20 protein-coding genes are annotated in these 15,521 nt (G+C 74.3%); 6 read left to right on the plus strand and 14 right to left on the minus strand.

The window, feature by feature from the left end:
• The first annotated feature begins 113 nt into the window (after window positions 1–113).
• The gene (locus tag M3673_RS08130) at window positions 114–1,856 is read left to right on the plus strand and encodes a SpoIVB peptidase S55 domain-containing protein (protein WP_251532906.1); all 1,743 of its coding nucleotides are present in this window, start codon (window positions 114–116) and stop codon (window positions 1,854–1,856) included.
• Window positions 1,857–2,004: 148 nt separating this feature from the next.
• On the opposite strand, the gene M3673_RS08135 is transcribed toward M3673_RS08130, so the two are convergent.
• Window positions 2,005–3,003: an NADP-dependent oxidoreductase gene (locus tag M3673_RS08135; protein WP_251532907.1), complete on the minus strand. Its 999-nt coding sequence runs from the start codon at window positions 3,001–3,003 to the stop codon at window positions 2,005–2,007.
• A 203-nt stretch (window positions 3,004–3,206) separates the two neighbouring features.
• Between M3673_RS08135 and M3673_RS08140 the strand changes: the two genes are divergently transcribed.
• Window positions 3,207–3,350, plus strand: a complete 144-nt coding sequence (locus M3673_RS08140) for a hypothetical protein (protein WP_156697893.1) — start codon at window positions 3,207–3,209, stop codon at window positions 3,348–3,350.
• Between the two features lie 119 nt (window positions 3,351–3,469).
• On the opposite strand, the gene M3673_RS08145 is transcribed toward M3673_RS08140, so the two are convergent.
• Entirely contained in the window at window positions 3,470–3,754 is a 285-nt protein-coding gene (locus M3673_RS08145) for a Fe-S cluster assembly protein HesB (protein ID WP_251532908.1), read from the minus strand.
• A 105-nt stretch (window positions 3,755–3,859) separates the two neighbouring features.
• On the opposite strand from M3673_RS08145, the gene M3673_RS08150 reads away from it, so the two are divergent.
• Window positions 3,860–4,354, plus strand: a complete 495-nt coding sequence (locus M3673_RS08150) for an OsmC family protein (protein WP_251532909.1) — start codon at window positions 3,860–3,862, stop codon at window positions 4,352–4,354.
• A 33-nt stretch (window positions 4,355–4,387) separates the two neighbouring features.
• Here M3673_RS08150 and M3673_RS08155 read toward each other — a convergent pair whose 3' ends face one another.
• From M3673_RS08155 to M3673_RS08210, 12 genes are all read right to left on the minus strand, one after another.
• Complete coding sequence (locus M3673_RS08155) at window positions 4,388–5,146, minus strand: peptidylprolyl isomerase (RefSeq protein ID WP_056864467.1); 759 nt, start codon at window positions 5,144–5,146, stop codon at window positions 4,388–4,390.
• 52 nt (window positions 5,147–5,198) lie between these two features.
• Entirely contained in the window at window positions 5,199–6,272 is a 1,074-nt protein-coding gene (locus tag M3673_RS08160; RefSeq protein ID WP_251532910.1) for an alanine racemase, read from the minus strand.
• Window positions 6,272–7,114: an aldo/keto reductase gene (locus tag M3673_RS08165; protein WP_193660814.1), complete on the minus strand. Its 843-nt coding sequence runs from the start codon at window positions 7,112–7,114 to the stop codon at window positions 6,272–6,274. The genes M3673_RS08160 and M3673_RS08165 overlap by 1 nt, the downstream gene beginning before the upstream one ends.
• A gap of 68 nt (window positions 7,115–7,182) precedes the next feature.
• Complete coding sequence (locus tag M3673_RS08170) at window positions 7,183–7,641, minus strand: hypothetical protein (RefSeq protein ID WP_193660815.1); 459 nt, start codon at window positions 7,639–7,641, stop codon at window positions 7,183–7,185.
• Window positions 7,642–7,658: 17 nt separating this feature from the next.
• Window positions 7,659–7,883 carry a hypothetical protein gene (locus M3673_RS08175; RefSeq protein ID WP_193660816.1) on the minus strand — a complete coding sequence of 75 codons (225 nt, stop codon included), beginning with the start codon at window positions 7,881–7,883 and terminating at the stop codon, window positions 7,659–7,661.
• Between the two features lie 69 nt (window positions 7,884–7,952).
• Entirely contained in the window at window positions 7,953–9,056 is a 1,104-nt protein-coding gene (locus M3673_RS08180; protein WP_251532911.1) for a glycoside hydrolase family 26 protein, read from the minus strand.
• A 341-nt stretch (window positions 9,057–9,397) separates the two neighbouring features.
• A complete protein-coding gene (locus M3673_RS08185) occupies window positions 9,398–9,976 on the minus strand; it encodes an alkaline shock response membrane anchor protein AmaP (protein ID WP_251532912.1) in 579 nt (192 codons plus the stop codon).
• Window positions 9,973–10,455 (minus strand): DUF6286 domain-containing protein, encoded by a 483-nt coding sequence (locus tag M3673_RS08190; RefSeq protein ID WP_251532913.1) that lies wholly within the window; start codon window positions 10,453–10,455, stop codon window positions 9,973–9,975. Before M3673_RS08190 ends, M3673_RS08185 begins: the two co-directional genes overlap by 4 nt.
• A 41-nt stretch (window positions 10,456–10,496) precedes the next feature.
• Window positions 10,497–10,916 carry an Asp23/Gls24 family envelope stress response protein gene (locus tag M3673_RS08195; RefSeq protein WP_193660820.1) on the minus strand — a complete coding sequence of 140 codons (420 nt, stop codon included), beginning with the start codon at window positions 10,914–10,916 and terminating at the stop codon, window positions 10,497–10,499.
• Complete coding sequence (locus tag M3673_RS08200; protein WP_082500291.1) at window positions 10,909–11,085, minus strand: DUF2273 domain-containing protein; 177 nt, start codon at window positions 11,083–11,085, stop codon at window positions 10,909–10,911. Before M3673_RS08200 ends, M3673_RS08195 begins: the two co-directional genes overlap by 8 nt.
• 387 nt (window positions 11,086–11,472) lie before the next feature.
• Window positions 11,473–11,820 carry a hypothetical protein gene (locus tag M3673_RS08205; protein WP_227488375.1) on the minus strand — a complete coding sequence of 116 codons (348 nt, stop codon included), beginning with the start codon at window positions 11,818–11,820 and terminating at the stop codon, window positions 11,473–11,475.
• 4 nt (window positions 11,821–11,824) lie between these two features.
• Window positions 11,825–12,298, minus strand: a complete 474-nt coding sequence (locus M3673_RS08210; protein ID WP_056864457.1) for an Asp23/Gls24 family envelope stress response protein — start codon at window positions 12,296–12,298, stop codon at window positions 11,825–11,827.
• Between the two features lie 213 nt (window positions 12,299–12,511).
• Between M3673_RS08210 and M3673_RS08215 the strand changes: the two genes are divergently transcribed.
• The 3 genes from M3673_RS08215 to M3673_RS08225 all read left to right on the plus strand — a co-directional run bounded on the left by M3673_RS08215 (window position 12,512) and on the right by M3673_RS08225 (window position 15,469).
• Window positions 12,512–13,081, plus strand: a complete 570-nt coding sequence (locus M3673_RS08215) for an RNA polymerase sigma factor (protein ID WP_251532914.1) — start codon at window positions 12,512–12,514, stop codon at window positions 13,079–13,081.
• Window positions 13,072–13,599 carry a hypothetical protein gene (locus tag M3673_RS08220; RefSeq protein WP_251532915.1) on the plus strand — a complete coding sequence of 176 codons (528 nt, stop codon included), beginning with the start codon at window positions 13,072–13,074 and terminating at the stop codon, window positions 13,597–13,599. The genes M3673_RS08215 and M3673_RS08220 overlap by 10 nt, the downstream gene beginning before the upstream one ends.
• A 154-nt stretch (window positions 13,600–13,753) precedes the next feature.
• On the plus strand, window positions 13,754–15,469 hold the full coding sequence (locus tag M3673_RS08225) for a hypothetical protein (protein WP_251532917.1): 1,716 nt from the start codon (window positions 13,754–13,756) through the stop codon (window positions 15,467–15,469).
• Window positions 15,470–15,521: the final 52 nt, after the last annotated feature.

Here is a 15,521-nt window from a genome sequence, read left to right on the forward strand (position 1 = left end):
GCCACGGTCACCAACCTGCCCGGCCCGGCGTGCAACCAAAGGGGTGAGAAGCACGTCACCCTTCACGAGGGACGCAGACCGCGCTCTCGCCACACAGGAGGAATGAGGACGCGATGACGCGACCCAGCACCACGCGCCGGGGCCGGGCCCTGGTCGCCAGCACCGCCGCAGCCGGACTGTTTCTCGGGGCCGCAGCCGTCGCCTCCGGGCCGGCACAGTCCGCCGAGCCCGCCGAGGACTGCACCCCCACCTACCCCCAGGAGCAGATCACCGCGGACGCCGCGGTGACCGGACTGACCGTCTCCGAGGGCACCACTCCCGAGGCCTTCGAGGGCTCGATCATCGGCGTGCTCGACGACGGGATCGCCCCCGGCGTCGACATGATCATGGCCGACCTCACCTCGCCGGCCATCGACGCGGCCGGCGGCATCTGGTCGGGCATGTCCGGTTCGCCGGTCTACATCGACGGCCAGCTGGTCGGTGCCGTCGCCTACGGCCTGTCGTGGGGGTCCTCGCCGATCGCGGGCATCACCCCCTTCGCCGAGATGGACGACTACCTCACCTCCGGCACCCGCCGCGTCGACGTCGACGCGCGCGCGGCCCGCCAGATCGCCGCGAGCTCCGACGTCACCGCGAGCCAGGCCGAGCAGGGCTTCCGCCAGCTCCGCATGCCGGTCGGCATCAGCGGGATGACGCAGAAGCGCATCGACATGGTGCGTGAGAGCGACAAGAAGTACTTCTCCGAGCAGACCTACGCGGTCGGCGCCGTGGGTCGCGCGGCCGCGGCCGACGCCACCGAGGAGACCATCGTCGCCGGCGGCAACCTCGCCACGACGCTGTCCTACGGCGACGTGACCGCGGGCGCCGTCGGCACCGCCACCTCGGTCTGCGGCGGAGAGGTGGTCGGCTTCGGCCACCCGTTCGCCTTCTTCGGCGAGACCACGCTGGGTCTCAACCCGGCCGACGCGCTCTACGTCCAGCCCGACAGCCTGGGCGCGCCCTTCAAGGTCGCCAACATCGCCCCCGCCGTCGGCACCATCACCGACGACCGCACCACCGGGATCACCGGCACCTTCGCCACGCTGCCCGACACCACCACGGTGGCCTCGACGGTCAGCTTCGACGGCCGCGAGCGCACCGGCAGCAGCGACGCCTACGTCAAGCGCTTCCTCGCCGACACGGTCTTCGGCCAGCTGCTGGTCAACCACGACCGCGTGCTCGACTCCTACATCCCCGGCACCGAGGCGCAGAGCTGGACCATCACCGGCACCGACGAGCTGGGGGCGCCCTTCGAGATCTCCTCGGCCGACACCTACGTCTCGGACTACGACATCTCCTTCGAGTCGGTCTTCGAGCTGGCCGACCTCGCCTACGCCCTGAGCCGCATCGACGGCGTCCAGGTCGACGACATCACCGTCGACAGCGACGTCGACACCTCCACCGACACCCTCAAGGTGACCGGTCTGCAGCAGCGCAAGGGCGGCGAGTGGACGACGATCGGGCGCCGCACCAACCTGGTGGCCAAGGCCGGGAGCACCCTCGACCTGCGCGCCGTGCTCACCGCGGTCGACGAGACCGTCACCTACGCGCCGGTCTCGGTGAAGATCCCGTCGCGTGCCAAGCGCTCGGCCTTCCTCGTCGTCCAGGGCGGTGCCTCGGACTACACCAACAACTACCGCATCAAGTCGGTGGCCCAGGCCGTCAAGGCCTACGCCGACCCGGTCCGCAACGACGAGGTCTCCGCGGAGCTCTACGCCAACGGCAAGGGCCTGCGACGCTCCTTCGTCACCCAGAGCGGTCCCTACGACGAGGTCGTCCGCGGCCAGCGCTACGTCGACATCCGCGTGCGCCGCTGACGCGACCGCACCACCCTCACAGCACCACCCTCACAGCACCACCCTCACAGCACCACCCTCGCAGCACAGCGCGACCCGCACACACGACGGCGGGCCCGGACCACCTGGTCCGGGCCCGCCGTCGGCGTGTGTGTGGAGGGGGGCTCGCTCAGAGCCGCACGAGCATCTTGCCGGTGTTGGCGCCGCTCAGGACGCCGAGGAACGCCTCGACGGCGTGGTCGAGCCCGTCGGCGAAGGTCTCCCGGTGCTTCAGCGAGCCGTCGGCCACCCAGGCGCCGGCCTTCTCGTAGAACTCCGAGGCCAGGTCGTAGTGGTCGGTCACGATGAAGCCCTGCAGCCGCAGCCGCTTCTGCACCACCATCATCATGTTGCGGGGGCCCGCCGCCTGGCTCGGGTCGTTGTAGCCCGCGATCATGCCGCAGACGGCCACCCGGCCGAAGTCGTTGAGGTGCGTGATGGCGGCCTCGAGGTGCTCCCCGCCGACGTTGTCGAAGTAGACGTCGACCGGGCCGTGCTCGCCCAGCCGGTCGCTCACCCGGCCGTCGTGGTAGTCGAAGGCGGCGTCGAAGCCGAGGTCGTCGGTCAGCCACGAGACCTTGTCGGCCGAGCCGGCGGAGCCGATGACCTTGCCGGCGCCCAGCAGCCGCGCCATCTGGCCCACGGAGGAGCCGACGGCGCCGGCCGCACCGGACACGAAGACGGTCTCGCCCTGCTTCATCTCGGCGATGCGGGTGAGGCCGACGTAGGCGGTCAGCCCGGTGCTGCCGAGCACGCCGAGATAGGTCGAGGCGGGCAGCGTGGAGACGTCGAGCCTGCGCACGGCCTTGCCCGACACCACGGCGTGCTCGCGCCAGCCCAGCCCGTGCAGCACGGTGTCGCCGACCTCGATGCCCTCGGCGCGCGACTCCAGGACCTCACCGACCGCGGCCCCCTCGAGGGGGGCGTCGAGGGCGAAGGGGGGCACGTAGGACTTCGCGTCGTTCATGCGTCCGCGCATGTAGGGGTCGACCGACATGACGTCGGTGCGCACGAGCACCTCGCCCTCGCCGAGGTCGGGGAGCGTGGTGGTGACGAGGCGGAAGTCGTCGGGCACGGGCGCGCCGGAGGGTCGTCGGGCCAGGTGGATCTCGCGGGTCTCGGTGGTCATGTCCTCGATGGTGCCACCGGCTCCCGAGGGGCGACGGAGGTGGTGCTGACGGGTGCGCGACATCACAGCCTCGAGGATGAGGTGCGGTGTGTAGCAGTCGCTACGATGTAAGAGTCGAAAACGACGATGACCAATGACAGGTGTGCGGGTACCCGCACACCGGACGCCAGCCCCGAGACGGGGCGAAAGGGATGAGAGACACCATGAACTCGCAGCTGTACGTCGCCTACGGGATCTCCTCGACGAGGTTCCGCCCCGAGCGTGAGGCGACCGAGCGGCGGAACCTGGGTCTCCTGCTGGCGCACCGCCGACGCGTGCGCCTGGGCCTCGAGCCCGCCGAGGACTGAGCCCGGGCCGCCGGAGGGACTCCGGCGCCCCGGACGGTCGACGGGCCCCCGACACCACTCCGGTGTCGGGGGCCCGTCGTACGTCGTGGCCTCGGCCCACGGGGCCGGGCCGGGTGCGCCTAGGGCTGCACGGCGAGGGCGAACTCGACCTTGCCGTCGGGGTCGACGGCGGCGTCGAGGATCTTGTCGTCGAGCAGCAGCGCGGCGGTCTGGTCGAGGTAGACCGTGGCACCGTCCTGCTCGACGGTGACGTCGCCCGGCTCGGGCGCCGCGGCGGTCGACACCAGCAGCGCCGGCTCCACCTCGCTCTCGGAGACGATGCGGAGGCCGGCTGCGCCGGGCTGGCCCGGCTGGGCCGCGAGGTCGGTGACGATGGACTGGGCGTTCTCGGTCAGGAAGAGCACGTGCTCGCCTTCCGATGGGGTGCGGGGGGACCACTCGAACGTCTCTCGGCTGGGCGCTGAGGTCAAACCGGACGACCTCCCGGGCGTGTCTGGGAGGCTGCTGGCATGGACGAGACCACGCAGCAGCCCCCGGCCCCGACCCCCGACCACATGAGGGAGCCGGGCCGAGACCCCGCGACCCGGCGGGCGGTCGACCTCGAGCGCATCGGGGAGCGCCGCTACAAGGCCACCAACGGCCGCGGTGGCGTGCTGCCGGTCGGGTCGGGCGACGACCCCGACTTCACCCCGGTCGAGCTGCTGCTCGCCGCCCTCGTCGGCTGCGGGGCGGTCGACCTCGACCACGTCACCGGCAAGCGGTCGCCCTTCGCGTCCTTCGCGGCGCGGGCCGAGGGGCACAAGGTGCGCGACGAGCAGGGCAACCACCTGGTGGACCTGCGGGTCACCTTCGACGTGACCTTCCCCGAGGGCCCCGAGGGCGACCGGGCGCGCGAGGTCGTGCCCCGCACCCTGCAGATGGTGCAGGAGCGCCTGTGCACGGTGGGGCGCACGGTCACCCTGGGCGAGCCGGTCACCTACGCCGCGGGCGACCTGGGCCACTGAGCCCCCGGCGCCCGGGGTGGGGCCGCGGGCCGGTCAGCCGACGGTGACGCTCTCGATGTCGACCGGCGTGGCGGGCGCGCCGTCGCCGGTGCCGTTGTCGGTGCCCTCGTCGCCGATCTCGGTGAGCAGGTCGAGGCCGGCGTCGTCGATGGTGCCGAAGACGGTGTAGTCCGGCGGCAGCGGCGACTCCTCGTAGACCATGAAGAACTGCGAGCCGCCGGAGTCGGGGTACATCGTCTTGGCCATGGCCAGGGTGCCGGCCGGGTAGGTCTCCTCGCCGGTCAGCTCGTCGGGGATGGTGTAGCCGGGCCCGCCGGTGCCGGTGCCCGTCGGGTCGCCGCACTGGAGCACGTAGATGCCCTCGGTGGTGAGGCGGTGGCAGGTGGTGCCGTCGAAGTAGCCCTGCTCGGCGAGGCTGACGAAGGAGTTGACGGTGCAGGGCGCGGCGTCGGCGTCGAGGGTCAGACCGATGTCGCCGGCGCTGGTCGCGACGTCGGCGCTCACCTCGCCGCTGACGGTGGGGGTCGTCTCGGGCGGGTCGACCTCCTTGGCGGGCTGGCCGTCCTGCGGGTAGTCGCAGGAGCCCGACCCGGCGGCGGACCCGTCGTCGGAGGGGGAGCCGGAGGCGCTCTCGGAGGTGGCGGGGCTCGCGGCGGAGGTGTCCTCGGCCGTCGGCTCCTCGTCGGACCCGCAGGCGGCGAGCGAGGTGAGGCAGGCGACGACGGCGACGGCGGCCAGGGGGCGGGTCGCGGCGCGGCGGGCGAGGACACGGGGGGCGGGTCGGGTGCGCATGGCGCCGATCGTAGGCGCCGGGTGTGAGAGCAGCCTGAGCGGCCCGGCGCGCTCAGCCGTTCTGCCCGCGGGCCGTCACCGACCACGCGCGCAGGCCGCCGGCCTCCTCCACCCACAGGTCGTCGGCCAGGTTGACCGCGGAGCACACGTGGTTGGGCACCACGTCGAGCACCGAGCCGAGTGCGGGCGGGGCGGCGCCGCCGAGCTCGACGGTCGCGTGGTGCTCGGAGAGGGCGGTGATCCGGGCGCCGGGGTGGTCGAGCAGCCGGCCGAAGCCGGAGGAGTACGCCGCTCGGTCGGCTCCCAGCGCCTTGCTCCCGGCGTCGAGCACCAGGCGGCCGTGGGCGTGGCTGACGACCGTGGCCCGGCAGGTGAGCGCGATGTCGGCGGGCTCGACGACGCCGAGCTCCCACTGCTGGGCGTCGCCGAAGACGTAGACGCCGGGGCGCAGCTCGTCGACCACGTCGGCGGCACCGGGCACGAGGCTCGCGGCGAGGGTCGGCGTCGAGCCGCCCGAGACGACGCGCACGTCGATGCCCTCGTCGAGCAGGGCGTCGCGGGCGGTACGGAGGGCCTCGATCTCGTCGCGCACGGCCGCGGCGGTGGCGCCCGGGGCGTAGCCGTGGCCGGGGAAGGTGAACACCCCGCGCACGACGAGACCGGCCCGTCGGGCCGCGACGGCGACGTCCCCGGCCCGGTCCGCCGGCACCCCGGTGCGGTGGTGGCCGGAGTCGACCTCCACGAGCACCTCGACCCCCGACCCGCCGAGGCGGCGCCCGGCGTTGGCGGCGCCGGCGACGGAGTCCACGCCGATGGCCAGCCGGCAGATCTCGGAGAGGTCGCGCAGGCGGGAGGCGCGGTCGTCGTCGAGCCAGAGGGGGTAGGCGATGAAGACGTCGGTGCAGCCGTGGCGCGCGAAGACCTCGGCCTCGCCGACGGTGGCGACGGTGATGCCCGCGGCGCCGGAGACCAGCTGCAGCCGGGCGATCTCGGCGCTCTTGTGGGTCTTGACGTGCGGGCGCAGCGAGACCTGCAGGCTGCGGGCGCGCTCGGCGGTGCGGCGGACGTTGCGGCGCAGGCGGTCGAGGTCGACGCGGAGGTGGGGGGTCGGCGGGGCCGACGCCATCACATCTCCTCGTGGGTGTCGGGATCCCCGCCGAAGAGCCGGCCGTCGACCCGAGCGAGGGCGGAGATGGCGGCGACCTCCGCGTCGGTGAGCTCGAAGCCGAAGAGGTCGAGGTTGGCCCGCTGTCGCTCTGGCGTGGCCGACTTCGGCACCGGCACGGAGCCCAGCTGCACCTGCCAGCGCAGGATCACCTGACCCGGGGTGACGCCCAGGCGGGCGGCGGGGCCGGTGACGGCCGGCTCGTCGAGGGGGGCGTTGCGCTTGCCCAGGGGGCTCCACGACTCCGTGCGGATGCCGAGACGCTCGTGCACCGCACGCATCGCGGCCTGCGGGAAGTGCGGGTGCATCTCGATCTGGTTGACCACCGGGGTCACGCCGGTCTCGTCGATGATCCGCGCCAGGTGGGCCTCGGTGAAGTTCGAGACCCCGATCGAGCGCACCAGGCCGTCGCGCTGGAGGTCGACCAGGGCGCGCCAGGCCTCGGCGTACCGGCCGACGCTGGGGTTGGGCCAGTGGATGAGGTGCAGGTCGATGCGCTCGAGCCCCAGGGCGCGCAGCGAGCCCCTGACGCTGGCGACCGCCTCGTCGTAGCCGTGGTCGCGACCGGGCAACTTGCTGGTCACCACCAGGTCGTCACGATCGACCTCGGCCCGCCTGACCGCCTCGCCGACCGCGGCCTCGTTGCCGTAGTTGACCGCGGTGTCGAGCAGGCGGTAGCCCGCCGCGATCGCCGACCCGACGGCCTCGACGCACGCGTCGTCGCGCAGCGGGTAGGTGCCGAAGCCGACGGCCGGGAGGGTCGTGCCGTCGAGCAGGTCGTGGGTCGGGATCGCAGGTGCCATGGGCTCCAACCTAGTCTCGTGGCGCCCGTCACCCGGGCCCCTGGGCCGAGGCCCGGCCCCGGGGCGGGTCAGGGAGCCTGGGGTCCGCGGTCGTCGGGAGCGGCCTCGTGGTGGCGTCGTCCGCGGGTGCGCTCCGACTCCTTCATCTCGGCCTCGAAGAGGTGTCGACGCCCACCGACGAGCTCCTCGCGGGCGGTGCGCTCCAGGTCGCGGAAGACCGACCAGTAGGTGTCGTCGTACTCCTCCATGATCTGGAAGGTCCAGCGGCCCTCGATCACGTTGCGGCCCACGAGCTCACGCTCGATCCGGTCGGCCAGCTCGGCGTGCCCGGCCTCGCGCAGCTGCTCGACACCCTCGCCGAGGGTCAGGTCGGCGGTGCCGGAGAGCCGGTGGAAGGTGTAGAGGTGACCGCGCGCCACCTCGACGGCCTCCAGGGCCTCGGAGATCTTGCCGAGGGCCTCGACGGTGGCGTCACTGACGCCGTCGGGACGCCGGTGCTCGGCGACGGGGCCGTCGCCGGACCCCACCTCGGGCGCAGCGCCGGTCAGGACAGCACCGACGCGGCCTGCACCGGCCCGTCGCCCTCCTCCGCGGACTCGATCGCCTCGGCCAGGGCCGTGACGTCGGCGTCGGGCAGGTCGAGGCCCGCCTCGCCGAGGCCCTTGCGCAGCTCGGCCTCGACGGTGCCCTCGGGGGCCGACTCCTGGTAGGAGGTCACGCGGTCGACGACGGCCTGGACGGCCTCGGTCTTCTCGTTGCTCTCGGTCATGGGTCGAAACTAGGCGCCGAGCAGCGGCGGCGGCCCCACCCCTACGGGGGTCGGTGCCGGGCGGTCTCCTCAGGAGGCGAAGGCGCCCACGCCGGCCCGGAAGGCGTCGTGGGAGGCCTGGCTGCTGGTGATGCGCCAGTCGGCTTCCTTCTGGAAGTGGAACCAGGTCAGCCCGCGCACCTCACGGTGCTGGTCGAGGTAGGCCCACATGTCACGGATCCAGCCGGCCTTGTCGCCCACGCCCTCGGGGCAGCCGACCTCGCCGATGAAGACGGGCTTGGCCGTCAGCGAGGTGAGCTGGGCGAGGCCGGGCCCGAAGACCTCCCCGAAGGACTGCCAGGAGGTGGAGGGGATGAGGCCGGCCCAGTTGTAGCCGTCGAGGCCGACCCGGTCGACCCACCGGTCGCCGGGGTAGAGCCCGGGGAGCGCCACCGACCCGGGGAAGGGCACGTTGGGGGTCCAGGTCCAGAGCGCGTTGGTCGCCCCGACGGAGCGGAAGATGCCGACCACCCGGCGCCAGGCCGCGACGTAGTCGCCGGAGGTGTTGCCGTTGACGCCCTCCGACCAGGGGTACCAGCTGCCGTTCATCTCGTGGGCGAAGCGGAAGGCGACCGGAGCGCCGTACGCCTTGACCTGCTGAGCCCAGCGCGTGACGTAGGCGTCGAAGGCGCCGCCGGCGATGCGGTCGAGGGAGTAGGTGGGCTGGTCGGGCGTGCCGACAGCGGGGTCCCAGGGCTCCCAGGTGACCTCCGGCACCGCACCGGTCGAGGCGACCCGGCGGGCGTCGGCGGTGGGGAAGTCGGCGGCGGAGTGCCACGAGGAGTAGAAGGTGAGCTGGGTGGCGCGCCGGCCGAGGCTGGAGGCGAGGGCGTCGGCCTCCGACAGCTCCGTGGGGGCGCCGGGGACGGCGAGGCCGAAGACACGGGCCGGCAGGGTCTTCGCCCGGGCCTTGCGGATCGTGCGCGACACACGGTCGAGGGCGGTGGTCACGGGCTTGTCGACGGTGTCCGCCGCCAGCGGACCGGCTGCGCTAGCCGCGGCGGCCGGGGCCGGTGCCGCGTCGGCGACGGCCGGCAGCGCGCCGACGCCCAGGGTGGTGACGGCGGCGAGTGCGGTCGCCACGAGGGCGCGACGCAGCCCGCGGCGGGGCGGGAGGGGGTGCAGGTGCGACATGGCAGACCTCGGGGGCGGTCGTGGTCGCGGGCGATGGGTGGTCGCGCGCGGGTGGGGTGGGGGTTCCGGCGGTGCCGTACGCCGGCTCGGGCAAGCCGGTGCCGTGCGGGCCGGTGTCGTGCGGGGGAGAGCCGGCGGGGCGCGGCCCGTGGGGGACGGGTCGCCCCACCAGGATCGCACCCCTCGCCCCGGTCCGGGTGCCGCTCACCCCGGCAGGGGGGCAGTGGTCCAGACCCCCGGGGGCCGACGGTGTGACCTGCACGACGAACGACCCCCGATCCCTCAGGTCGAGGGGTCGGGGGTCGATGTCACGCGGATCCGGGTCGCGCGGACCTGTTCCGCTACTGCACCCGCACCCGGTCGGTGCGCTCACGTCGGGTGGCCTTGGGGCTGTCGAGCACGACCCGCACCGCCACGTCGCCCGCCGGGAAGGCCTGCTCCACCTCGCGGGTCACGGTGGTGACGGCGTCGCGCAGCTCGTGCACCTCGGCGGTCTCCTCGACGCGGCCCCTCAGCTCGACCACGGTCGAGCCCCGGTGGGTGCGAGCGGTGCCCGACAGGCCCGTGACCGGCGCGAGGGACTCCAGGCGCGCGGCGGTCGCGTGGGCCAGCGAGCGGAGGTCGACCTCGAGGCGACCCTCGGGGCCGCTCGCCGGGAGCCGGAGCGCCGGGACCGACGCCGGCCTGAGGTGGGCCAGGACCCAGGCCAGGCCGAGCAGGCCGAGCAGCACCCCCACGACGGCCGAGGCCCACGGCCACCAGCTGGTGGCCAGGACGTCGTCGACGGGGGCGGTGTCGAGGGTGTCGCCCCACGACAGCACCCACCCGAAGCGCCAGTCGAGGAGGGCCAGCGACACGGCGACGAGCACCAGCCCGACGAGGGCGACCATGAGGCGGTCGGTCTTCGTGGGCGCGGTCATCGCGGTGCCTCCTGGGCGTGGACGGAGATGCGGGCGGGGGAGAAGCCGTCGAGATCGGCGGCGATGCTCTCGCGCACACCGGCGACGGTCTGGTCGGTGTCGCGCGGCGCGACCACCTCGACGCGCACGCGGTGACGGCGGGAGACCGTGGCGCTGGCGCCGACGACACCGCTGCTGCGGTCGGCTCGCCGGCGTGCCAGGGCGGCCACGGCGTGTGCAGAGACCCAGAGGTCGCCGTCGGCGGTGGCCGGCAGGTGTGTGACCGGGGCGGGCTTGAGGGCCAGCACGAGCAGCACCAGCCCGACGAGACCGGTCACCGCGGCGGCCACCACGACCGCGGTCGTGGCGCCGAGTCCGTCGAGGCCGTCCACGGCGTCGCGCAGCCAGGGGCTGCCGCCGGTCCAGCCCTGGGCGACGGCGAGGTCGCGCACGGTGACGACAGCCAGCGCGACGAGCGCCAGCGCGAGCAGCAGAGCCACGGGCACGACGGCCGGGCGGCCCCGGGGCGGGTTGCGTCGGCTCACTGGACCCGCCCCCCTCGCCCGTGCCCGTGGTCGTCGGCGGGCTCGGGGTCGACGAGGTGCACGGTGACGTCCACCGTCGTGATGTCGATCCCGCTGATGCGGGCGGTCTCGCGCTGCACCGTGGCCCGCACGCCCTCGGCGATGTCCGAGACGGCGCAGGGCCACACGGCAGCGACGTCCACCTCGACGCGGGCCCGTGCCCCGTGGACGGTGACGGTGGCCTGCGGCGAGCCGGATCCGGTGAGGCGACCCAGGGCCGATCCCACCGACGACCCCAGGGCGGAGCCCATCGCCGGGCGGCGCGACACGGTGCCGGGCGCCTCGAGCGCCGCGCGCTCCACGACGTGCTGGAGGGCGCGCGTGCGCACGTCGAGGCGACCCCGGTCCTCCGGGGGCGCGAGAGCGGGCTCAGCCACGACGGCCCCGCACCAGCGCGCCCAGGTCGAGCTCGCCGTCGACGTGGCCGCCGATGAGGTAGCCGGCTCCGCCCAGCACGACGCCGAGCAGCAGGCCGAGCAGGCCGCCGACGACGATGGCGATCGCCAGCAGCAGTCCGGCGATGAGGCCGATGGTGGAGGTGGTCATGGTGGTGTCTCCTTCAGAGTTGGCCGTAGCGGCGAGAGCCGGGCAACGACCGTGGGATGCGGCGTCTGACGTCGCCCACGAGCCGGCGGCTCGTGGTGCGCACTGCTCGTCTGGCCCGCGACGCCGCGGTCGAGGTGACGGTGATGGTGGGGGCGGACGCCGGGCCGGCGGCCGGGCCGTCCCCCCACGGCCCGACCCCGGCGGTCGGGGTGCCTCCTGCGGTGCGACCCGCTGTGCCCCCTGTGGTCCCTGTGGTCCCTGCCGCCCGCGCCGCCTCGAGGGCGTCGAGCGATCGCATGACCGCGACGAAGGTCGCCGCGTCCCCACCCACGTCGGGGTGGTGACGGCGGGCGGCCTCGCGGCGCAGGGAGCGCAGGTCGGGGTCGCTCATCGGGGCGCGCCACCCGGGGGCTCGACGTCCTCGACGACGACGTGGACCGGTCCGGGCACGAGGGGACGGACCACCTCGCGCACGGCGGCCGTGGTCGTCGCCACGGCGGCGCCCCACGTCAGCACGACGTGGACCGAGGCCCCGGGCTCCAGCAGCTTCACGCCGGAGACCCGGCGCCCGGGCAGGTAGGTCGCGACCTCGCCGAGCACGCCGCCGTGCAGGTCGGCCACCCCGGGCACGGCCAAGACGGCCGCGGCGACGAGGTCGACCTGCTCCGGGGCGTCGTCGGACGACCCGGCCGGGTCCCGGTCGGTGACGCCGAGGTCCTCGGGCTGCTCGGTCACGCGCTCACTCGACCCGCGGGGCGCTGGAGGCCGAGGTGTCGGCGTCGTCCGACCCGTCGTCGAGGAAGATGTCGTGCACGGTGATGTTGACCTCCGTCACCTCCAGCCCGGTCATGCGCTCGACCGAGCCGATGACGTTGCGGCGCACGGCCTGGGCGAGGTCGGCGATGGAGACGCCGTACTCGGCGACGAGGTCGAGGTCGACGGCGGCCTGCCGCTCGCCCACCTCCACGGCGACGCCCTGGCTGAGGTTGGTGCGCGAGCCGGGGATGCGGTCGCGCAGGGCGCCGACGGCGCGGGCGGTGCCGCCGCCGAGGGCGTGCACGCCGCTGATGTCGCGTGCGGCGATGCCGGCGATCTTGGAGACGACGGCGTCGGCGATCGAGGTGCGGCCCTGCTCGCTGGCGAGCGCGCCGGTGCCGCGGGTGGCGACGTCGGTGGTCGTGGTGGCGGTGGTCTCGGGCTTCTTCTCGGTCATGGGTGAACCTCTCTGTTCCCTGGTCGTCGTGCTGCGCGGGTGGTGTCCCCGCGCTGACGGTGCACGCACGTCGTGCGTCTGACACCAGGTAGTCGTGCCGTCCTCCCCGATCGTCACGGATCTGGTGGTGTGATGTGGAGCACGCGGTCGCCGCGAGGAGTGGGGACCACTGGGGTGGGGAGGTCGGTGGGCCTGCCTGGACAGGATGGAGCCGTGGTGACCGCCGAGCCTCCCGAGGAGGAAGCCTCCGACGCAGCGCTGGTGCGCGCCGTCGGCGCGGGTGACGCCGAGGCCTTCCGCGAGATCGTGGACCGCTACGGTCCGCGAATGTACCGCTACGCGCTGCGGCTCGTCGGCGGCAACGACACCGACGCGGCCGAGGTCACCCAGGAGGCGCTGATCTCGGCGTGGAAGGACCTCGGCACCTTCCAGGGCCGCTCCAGCCTCAAGACCTGGCTCTTCCGGCTGGTCCACCGCCGCGCGGTGGACCTGCAGCGCCACCGGCGTCCCACGCCCATCAACGACGACCTGCTGTCGCGCTTCGTGCCCGAGGCCAATGACAACCCTCTCCAGGACGTGCTCGACGCCGAGCTGCTGGCGGCCTTGCAGCAGGCGCTGGACGAACTACCGTGGCACCAGCGCGCGGTGTGGCTGCTGCGCGAGGTCGAGGGCATGTCGTACGACGAGATCGGCGAGGCGCTGGCCCTCCCGGTCGGAAGCGTCCGTGGTCACCTGCACCGCGGACGGCGGACCCTGGCGGAGAGGATGGCGCGATGGCGGTAGAGCCGCAGCGAGACGACGGTGACGACCTCGTCGGCGCCGACCGGCCCGACGTCGCGGGAGGGGAGCTGCTCGACCGCGCCCTGCGCGCCGTGCGCGAGGACGACCCGGGTGGCTTCGAGGGTGTGCGCAGCTCCGTGCTCGAGCGGGTGCGGCGCACCGTCGTGCCGGCCGACCCGGTCCTGGTGCGACGCGCCGACGGCGGCGTGGACCACGACCCCGACGGCTCGCGCACCTGGGTCTCCAGCCGGGTGGTGCGCTCGGCGGTGAGGCGTCTGGCGCAGCGGCGCGTCGCGAGCGCTCCGGCGTCGGTGCAGGTGGACGTCGACGAGGAGCGCGTGACCCGGGTGCGACTGGGTCTCGTCTGCTCCTACGGCACCGACGTCCGCTCGGAGGCCGCCGAGGTGCGCGGGGAGGTCCAGGAGCTCCTGGTATCGCTCGTCGGGCCCGATCCCCGGGGCGCGGTCGACGTCGACATCGACGTGGTCGACGTCGTGGAGGGCGACCCGCGCCTGGTGTGAGCACCGGGAAAGGTCACCTCCCGGCGCGGATCGACGTACCGTGGCTCCGGTCGTCGGCCGACCCCCGCGGGGGCGCCCCCGCGCCCCGTGCCCTCGGGTCGTCCCGGCGCCGTCCCACCTGCCCCTCTCCGTCGACCCCCCTCAGGAGACCTGCATGCGCGACTCGGGTCCGCTCGCGTCCAGACCGTCCCGGCGCCGCGCCACCGGCGCAGCCGTGGCCTGCTTCCTCGCCCTCTGCGTCGGCTCGGTCGTGCTCAGCGCCCCCGGCCGGTCGGCGGCGCCGCCGGAGCGGGCCACCACGGCGCCCCGCCCGACCGGCGACCTGCGCACGGGCCCCGACGCGTTCGTCGGAGGGCAGGCGCTCCTCTTCAGCGGGCGGGTGGGTCCACGACGCAAGCAGGCGATCCGTCTGCAGTTCCACATGAACCGTCCGGGCGACGTCTGGACCGACGTCCAGGGCTCTCGCGGCACGACCGACCGGTCCGGGGCCTTCCGGTTCACCTTCCCCGCACCGGCCATGGAGAACATCAGCTACCGCGTGGCCTCCTCCTCCGGCGTCACCCCGGGGCGGCTGCTGCGGGCCCGCGCCCAGGAGGTCGTGCTGTCCCTCGGGCGTCGCCACCCGGCGGCGTACGTCGACCGCCCCTTCGTGCTGAAGGCGGACACGACGCCGGTGGTGCGCGGACGCCGCCCACCGGCCTTCCCCGGTCGTCGCGTGGAGCTGCAGGAGCGCGTCGACGGACACCGCTGGCGCACCGTCGACACCGACACCACCGACGCGCGCGGGCGGGCCTTCTTCACCCGCACCGAGGCCGAGGCCGGCAACCACGTCTACCGCGCCCGCCAGGACGACTGGACGCAGGGCGGCGACCGGATCGGCTGGTTCGCGTCGTTCCCGACCACGTTCACGGTCGTCGCGGAGCCGCCCCCGGCGCCCAGCCCCGCTCCGTCACCCACCTCCAGCGCCACTCCCACCGGCACCTCCGGCGGCACCGGCTCGCGCGCTGACACGACCACGGCGACACCGGCAGCGGCGCCCGCCCGGCTCACCGTGACCCGGGCGCAGGACAGCGGCGCGCAGCCCGCACGTGCGGGATCGGGCGACGCCGTCCTCCCCACCGCCGGGCGCGCGTCGGGCTCGACCAACGCCAGCTCCCGCTGGGGCTGGGGGCCGTCACTCTTCGACTTCGCCTGGGAGTTCGGGGAGTCCCTCACCTCCCGTCCCTACCGCGGCAGCCGGCTCGAGGGCGGGTGGCGCGACACCTCCAACGGCACCGGTCGGGCCGCCCACGTCAACGGCGGGCTCTTCCTGCAGAGCGGCTCCGGCGCCACGGCCCGCCACCGCGGCACCACCACCGCCACCCTCGACGGCAACGCCCAGCGCACGGGGCGGTGGGAGTTCCGGCTCCGGGCCTCGGCCGACCGCGGCCGCGCCGCCGACTACGACGTGCGCGTCGAGCTGGTGCCCGAGGGCTCGTCGGTCGACGCGTGCACCGGCCCCGTGGTGACGGTCGCCGACTTCACCATGCGCGAGCGGGGGATGCGCTTCGGCGTGCGCTCCCGCGAGGGCGGCACGGCCCGGGTAGGACGCAAGGCGGTCAGCCTCACCGACCAGCCCCGCAACGTCGCGGTCGAGGTGGGTCGGCGACACGTGACCTGGTTCTACGACGGCACCGTGATCGGCTCGGTCGACGTGGCCGACCTCGGAGCGCCGCTGACGCCGCGCATCAGCCTCGTCGGCAAGCGTCGGTCTACGATGAGCCCGACCGTCCTCACCACGGACTGGCAGCGCGCGTGGACCCTCGACCACGGGAAGCAGGTCCGGTCGGGGCCCTCGCTCGGCCGGGTCCGGACCGACCCCGCCTGCTGACCGGCGTCAACGGCGTCAGCGGCGTCAGCGGCGGGTGCGGTGGCCGGTGGTG

It is taken from the genome of Nocardioides sp. P86 (assembly GCF_023712465.1).
In the GTDB taxonomy this organism is placed as follows: Bacteria; Actinomycetota; Actinomycetes; order Propionibacteriales; family Nocardioidaceae; genus Nocardioides; species Nocardioides kribbensis.

Coding starts and splice junctions, on each gene's coding strand:
- M3673_RS08130 (WP_251532906.1), top strand. CDS start 114: ATGACGCGACCCAGCACCACGCGCCGGGGCCGGGCCCTGGTCGCCAGC.
- M3673_RS08135 (WP_251532907.1), bottom strand. CDS start 3,003: ATGACCACCGAGACCCGCGAGATCCACCTGGCCCGACGACCCTCCGGC.
- M3673_RS08140 (WP_156697893.1), top strand. CDS start 3,207: ATGAACTCGCAGCTGTACGTCGCCTACGGGATCTCCTCGACGAGGTTC.
- M3673_RS08150 (WP_251532909.1), top strand. CDS start 3,860: ATGGACGAGACCACGCAGCAGCCCCCGGCCCCGACCCCCGACCACATG.
- M3673_RS08155 (WP_056864467.1), bottom strand. CDS start 5,146: ATGCGCACCCGACCCGCCCCCCGTGTCCTCGCCCGCCGCGCCGCGACC.
- M3673_RS08160 (WP_251532910.1), bottom strand. CDS start 6,272: ATGGCGTCGGCCCCGCCGACCCCCCACCTCCGCGTCGACCTCGACCGC.
- M3673_RS08165 (WP_193660814.1), bottom strand. CDS start 7,114: ATGGCACCTGCGATCCCGACCCACGACCTGCTCGACGGCACGACCCTC.
- M3673_RS08175 (WP_193660816.1), bottom strand. CDS start 7,883: ATGACCGAGAGCAACGAGAAGACCGAGGCCGTCCAGGCCGTCGTCGAC.
- M3673_RS08180 (WP_251532911.1), bottom strand. CDS start 9,056: ATGTCGCACCTGCACCCCCTCCCGCCCCGCCGCGGGCTGCGTCGCGCC.
- M3673_RS08185 (WP_251532912.1), bottom strand. CDS start 9,976: ATGACCGCGCCCACGAAGACCGACCGCCTCATGGTCGCCCTCGTCGGG.
- M3673_RS08200 (WP_082500291.1), bottom strand. CDS start 11,085: ATGACCACCTCCACCATCGGCCTCATCGCCGGACTGCTGCTGGCGATC.
- M3673_RS08210 (WP_056864457.1), bottom strand. CDS start 12,298: ATGACCGAGAAGAAGCCCGAGACCACCGCCACCACGACCACCGACGTC.
- M3673_RS08220 (WP_251532915.1), top strand. CDS start 13,072: ATGGCGGTAGAGCCGCAGCGAGACGACGGTGACGACCTCGTCGGCGCC.
- M3673_RS08225 (WP_251532917.1), top strand. CDS start 13,754: ATGCGCGACTCGGGTCCGCTCGCGTCCAGACCGTCCCGGCGCCGCGCC.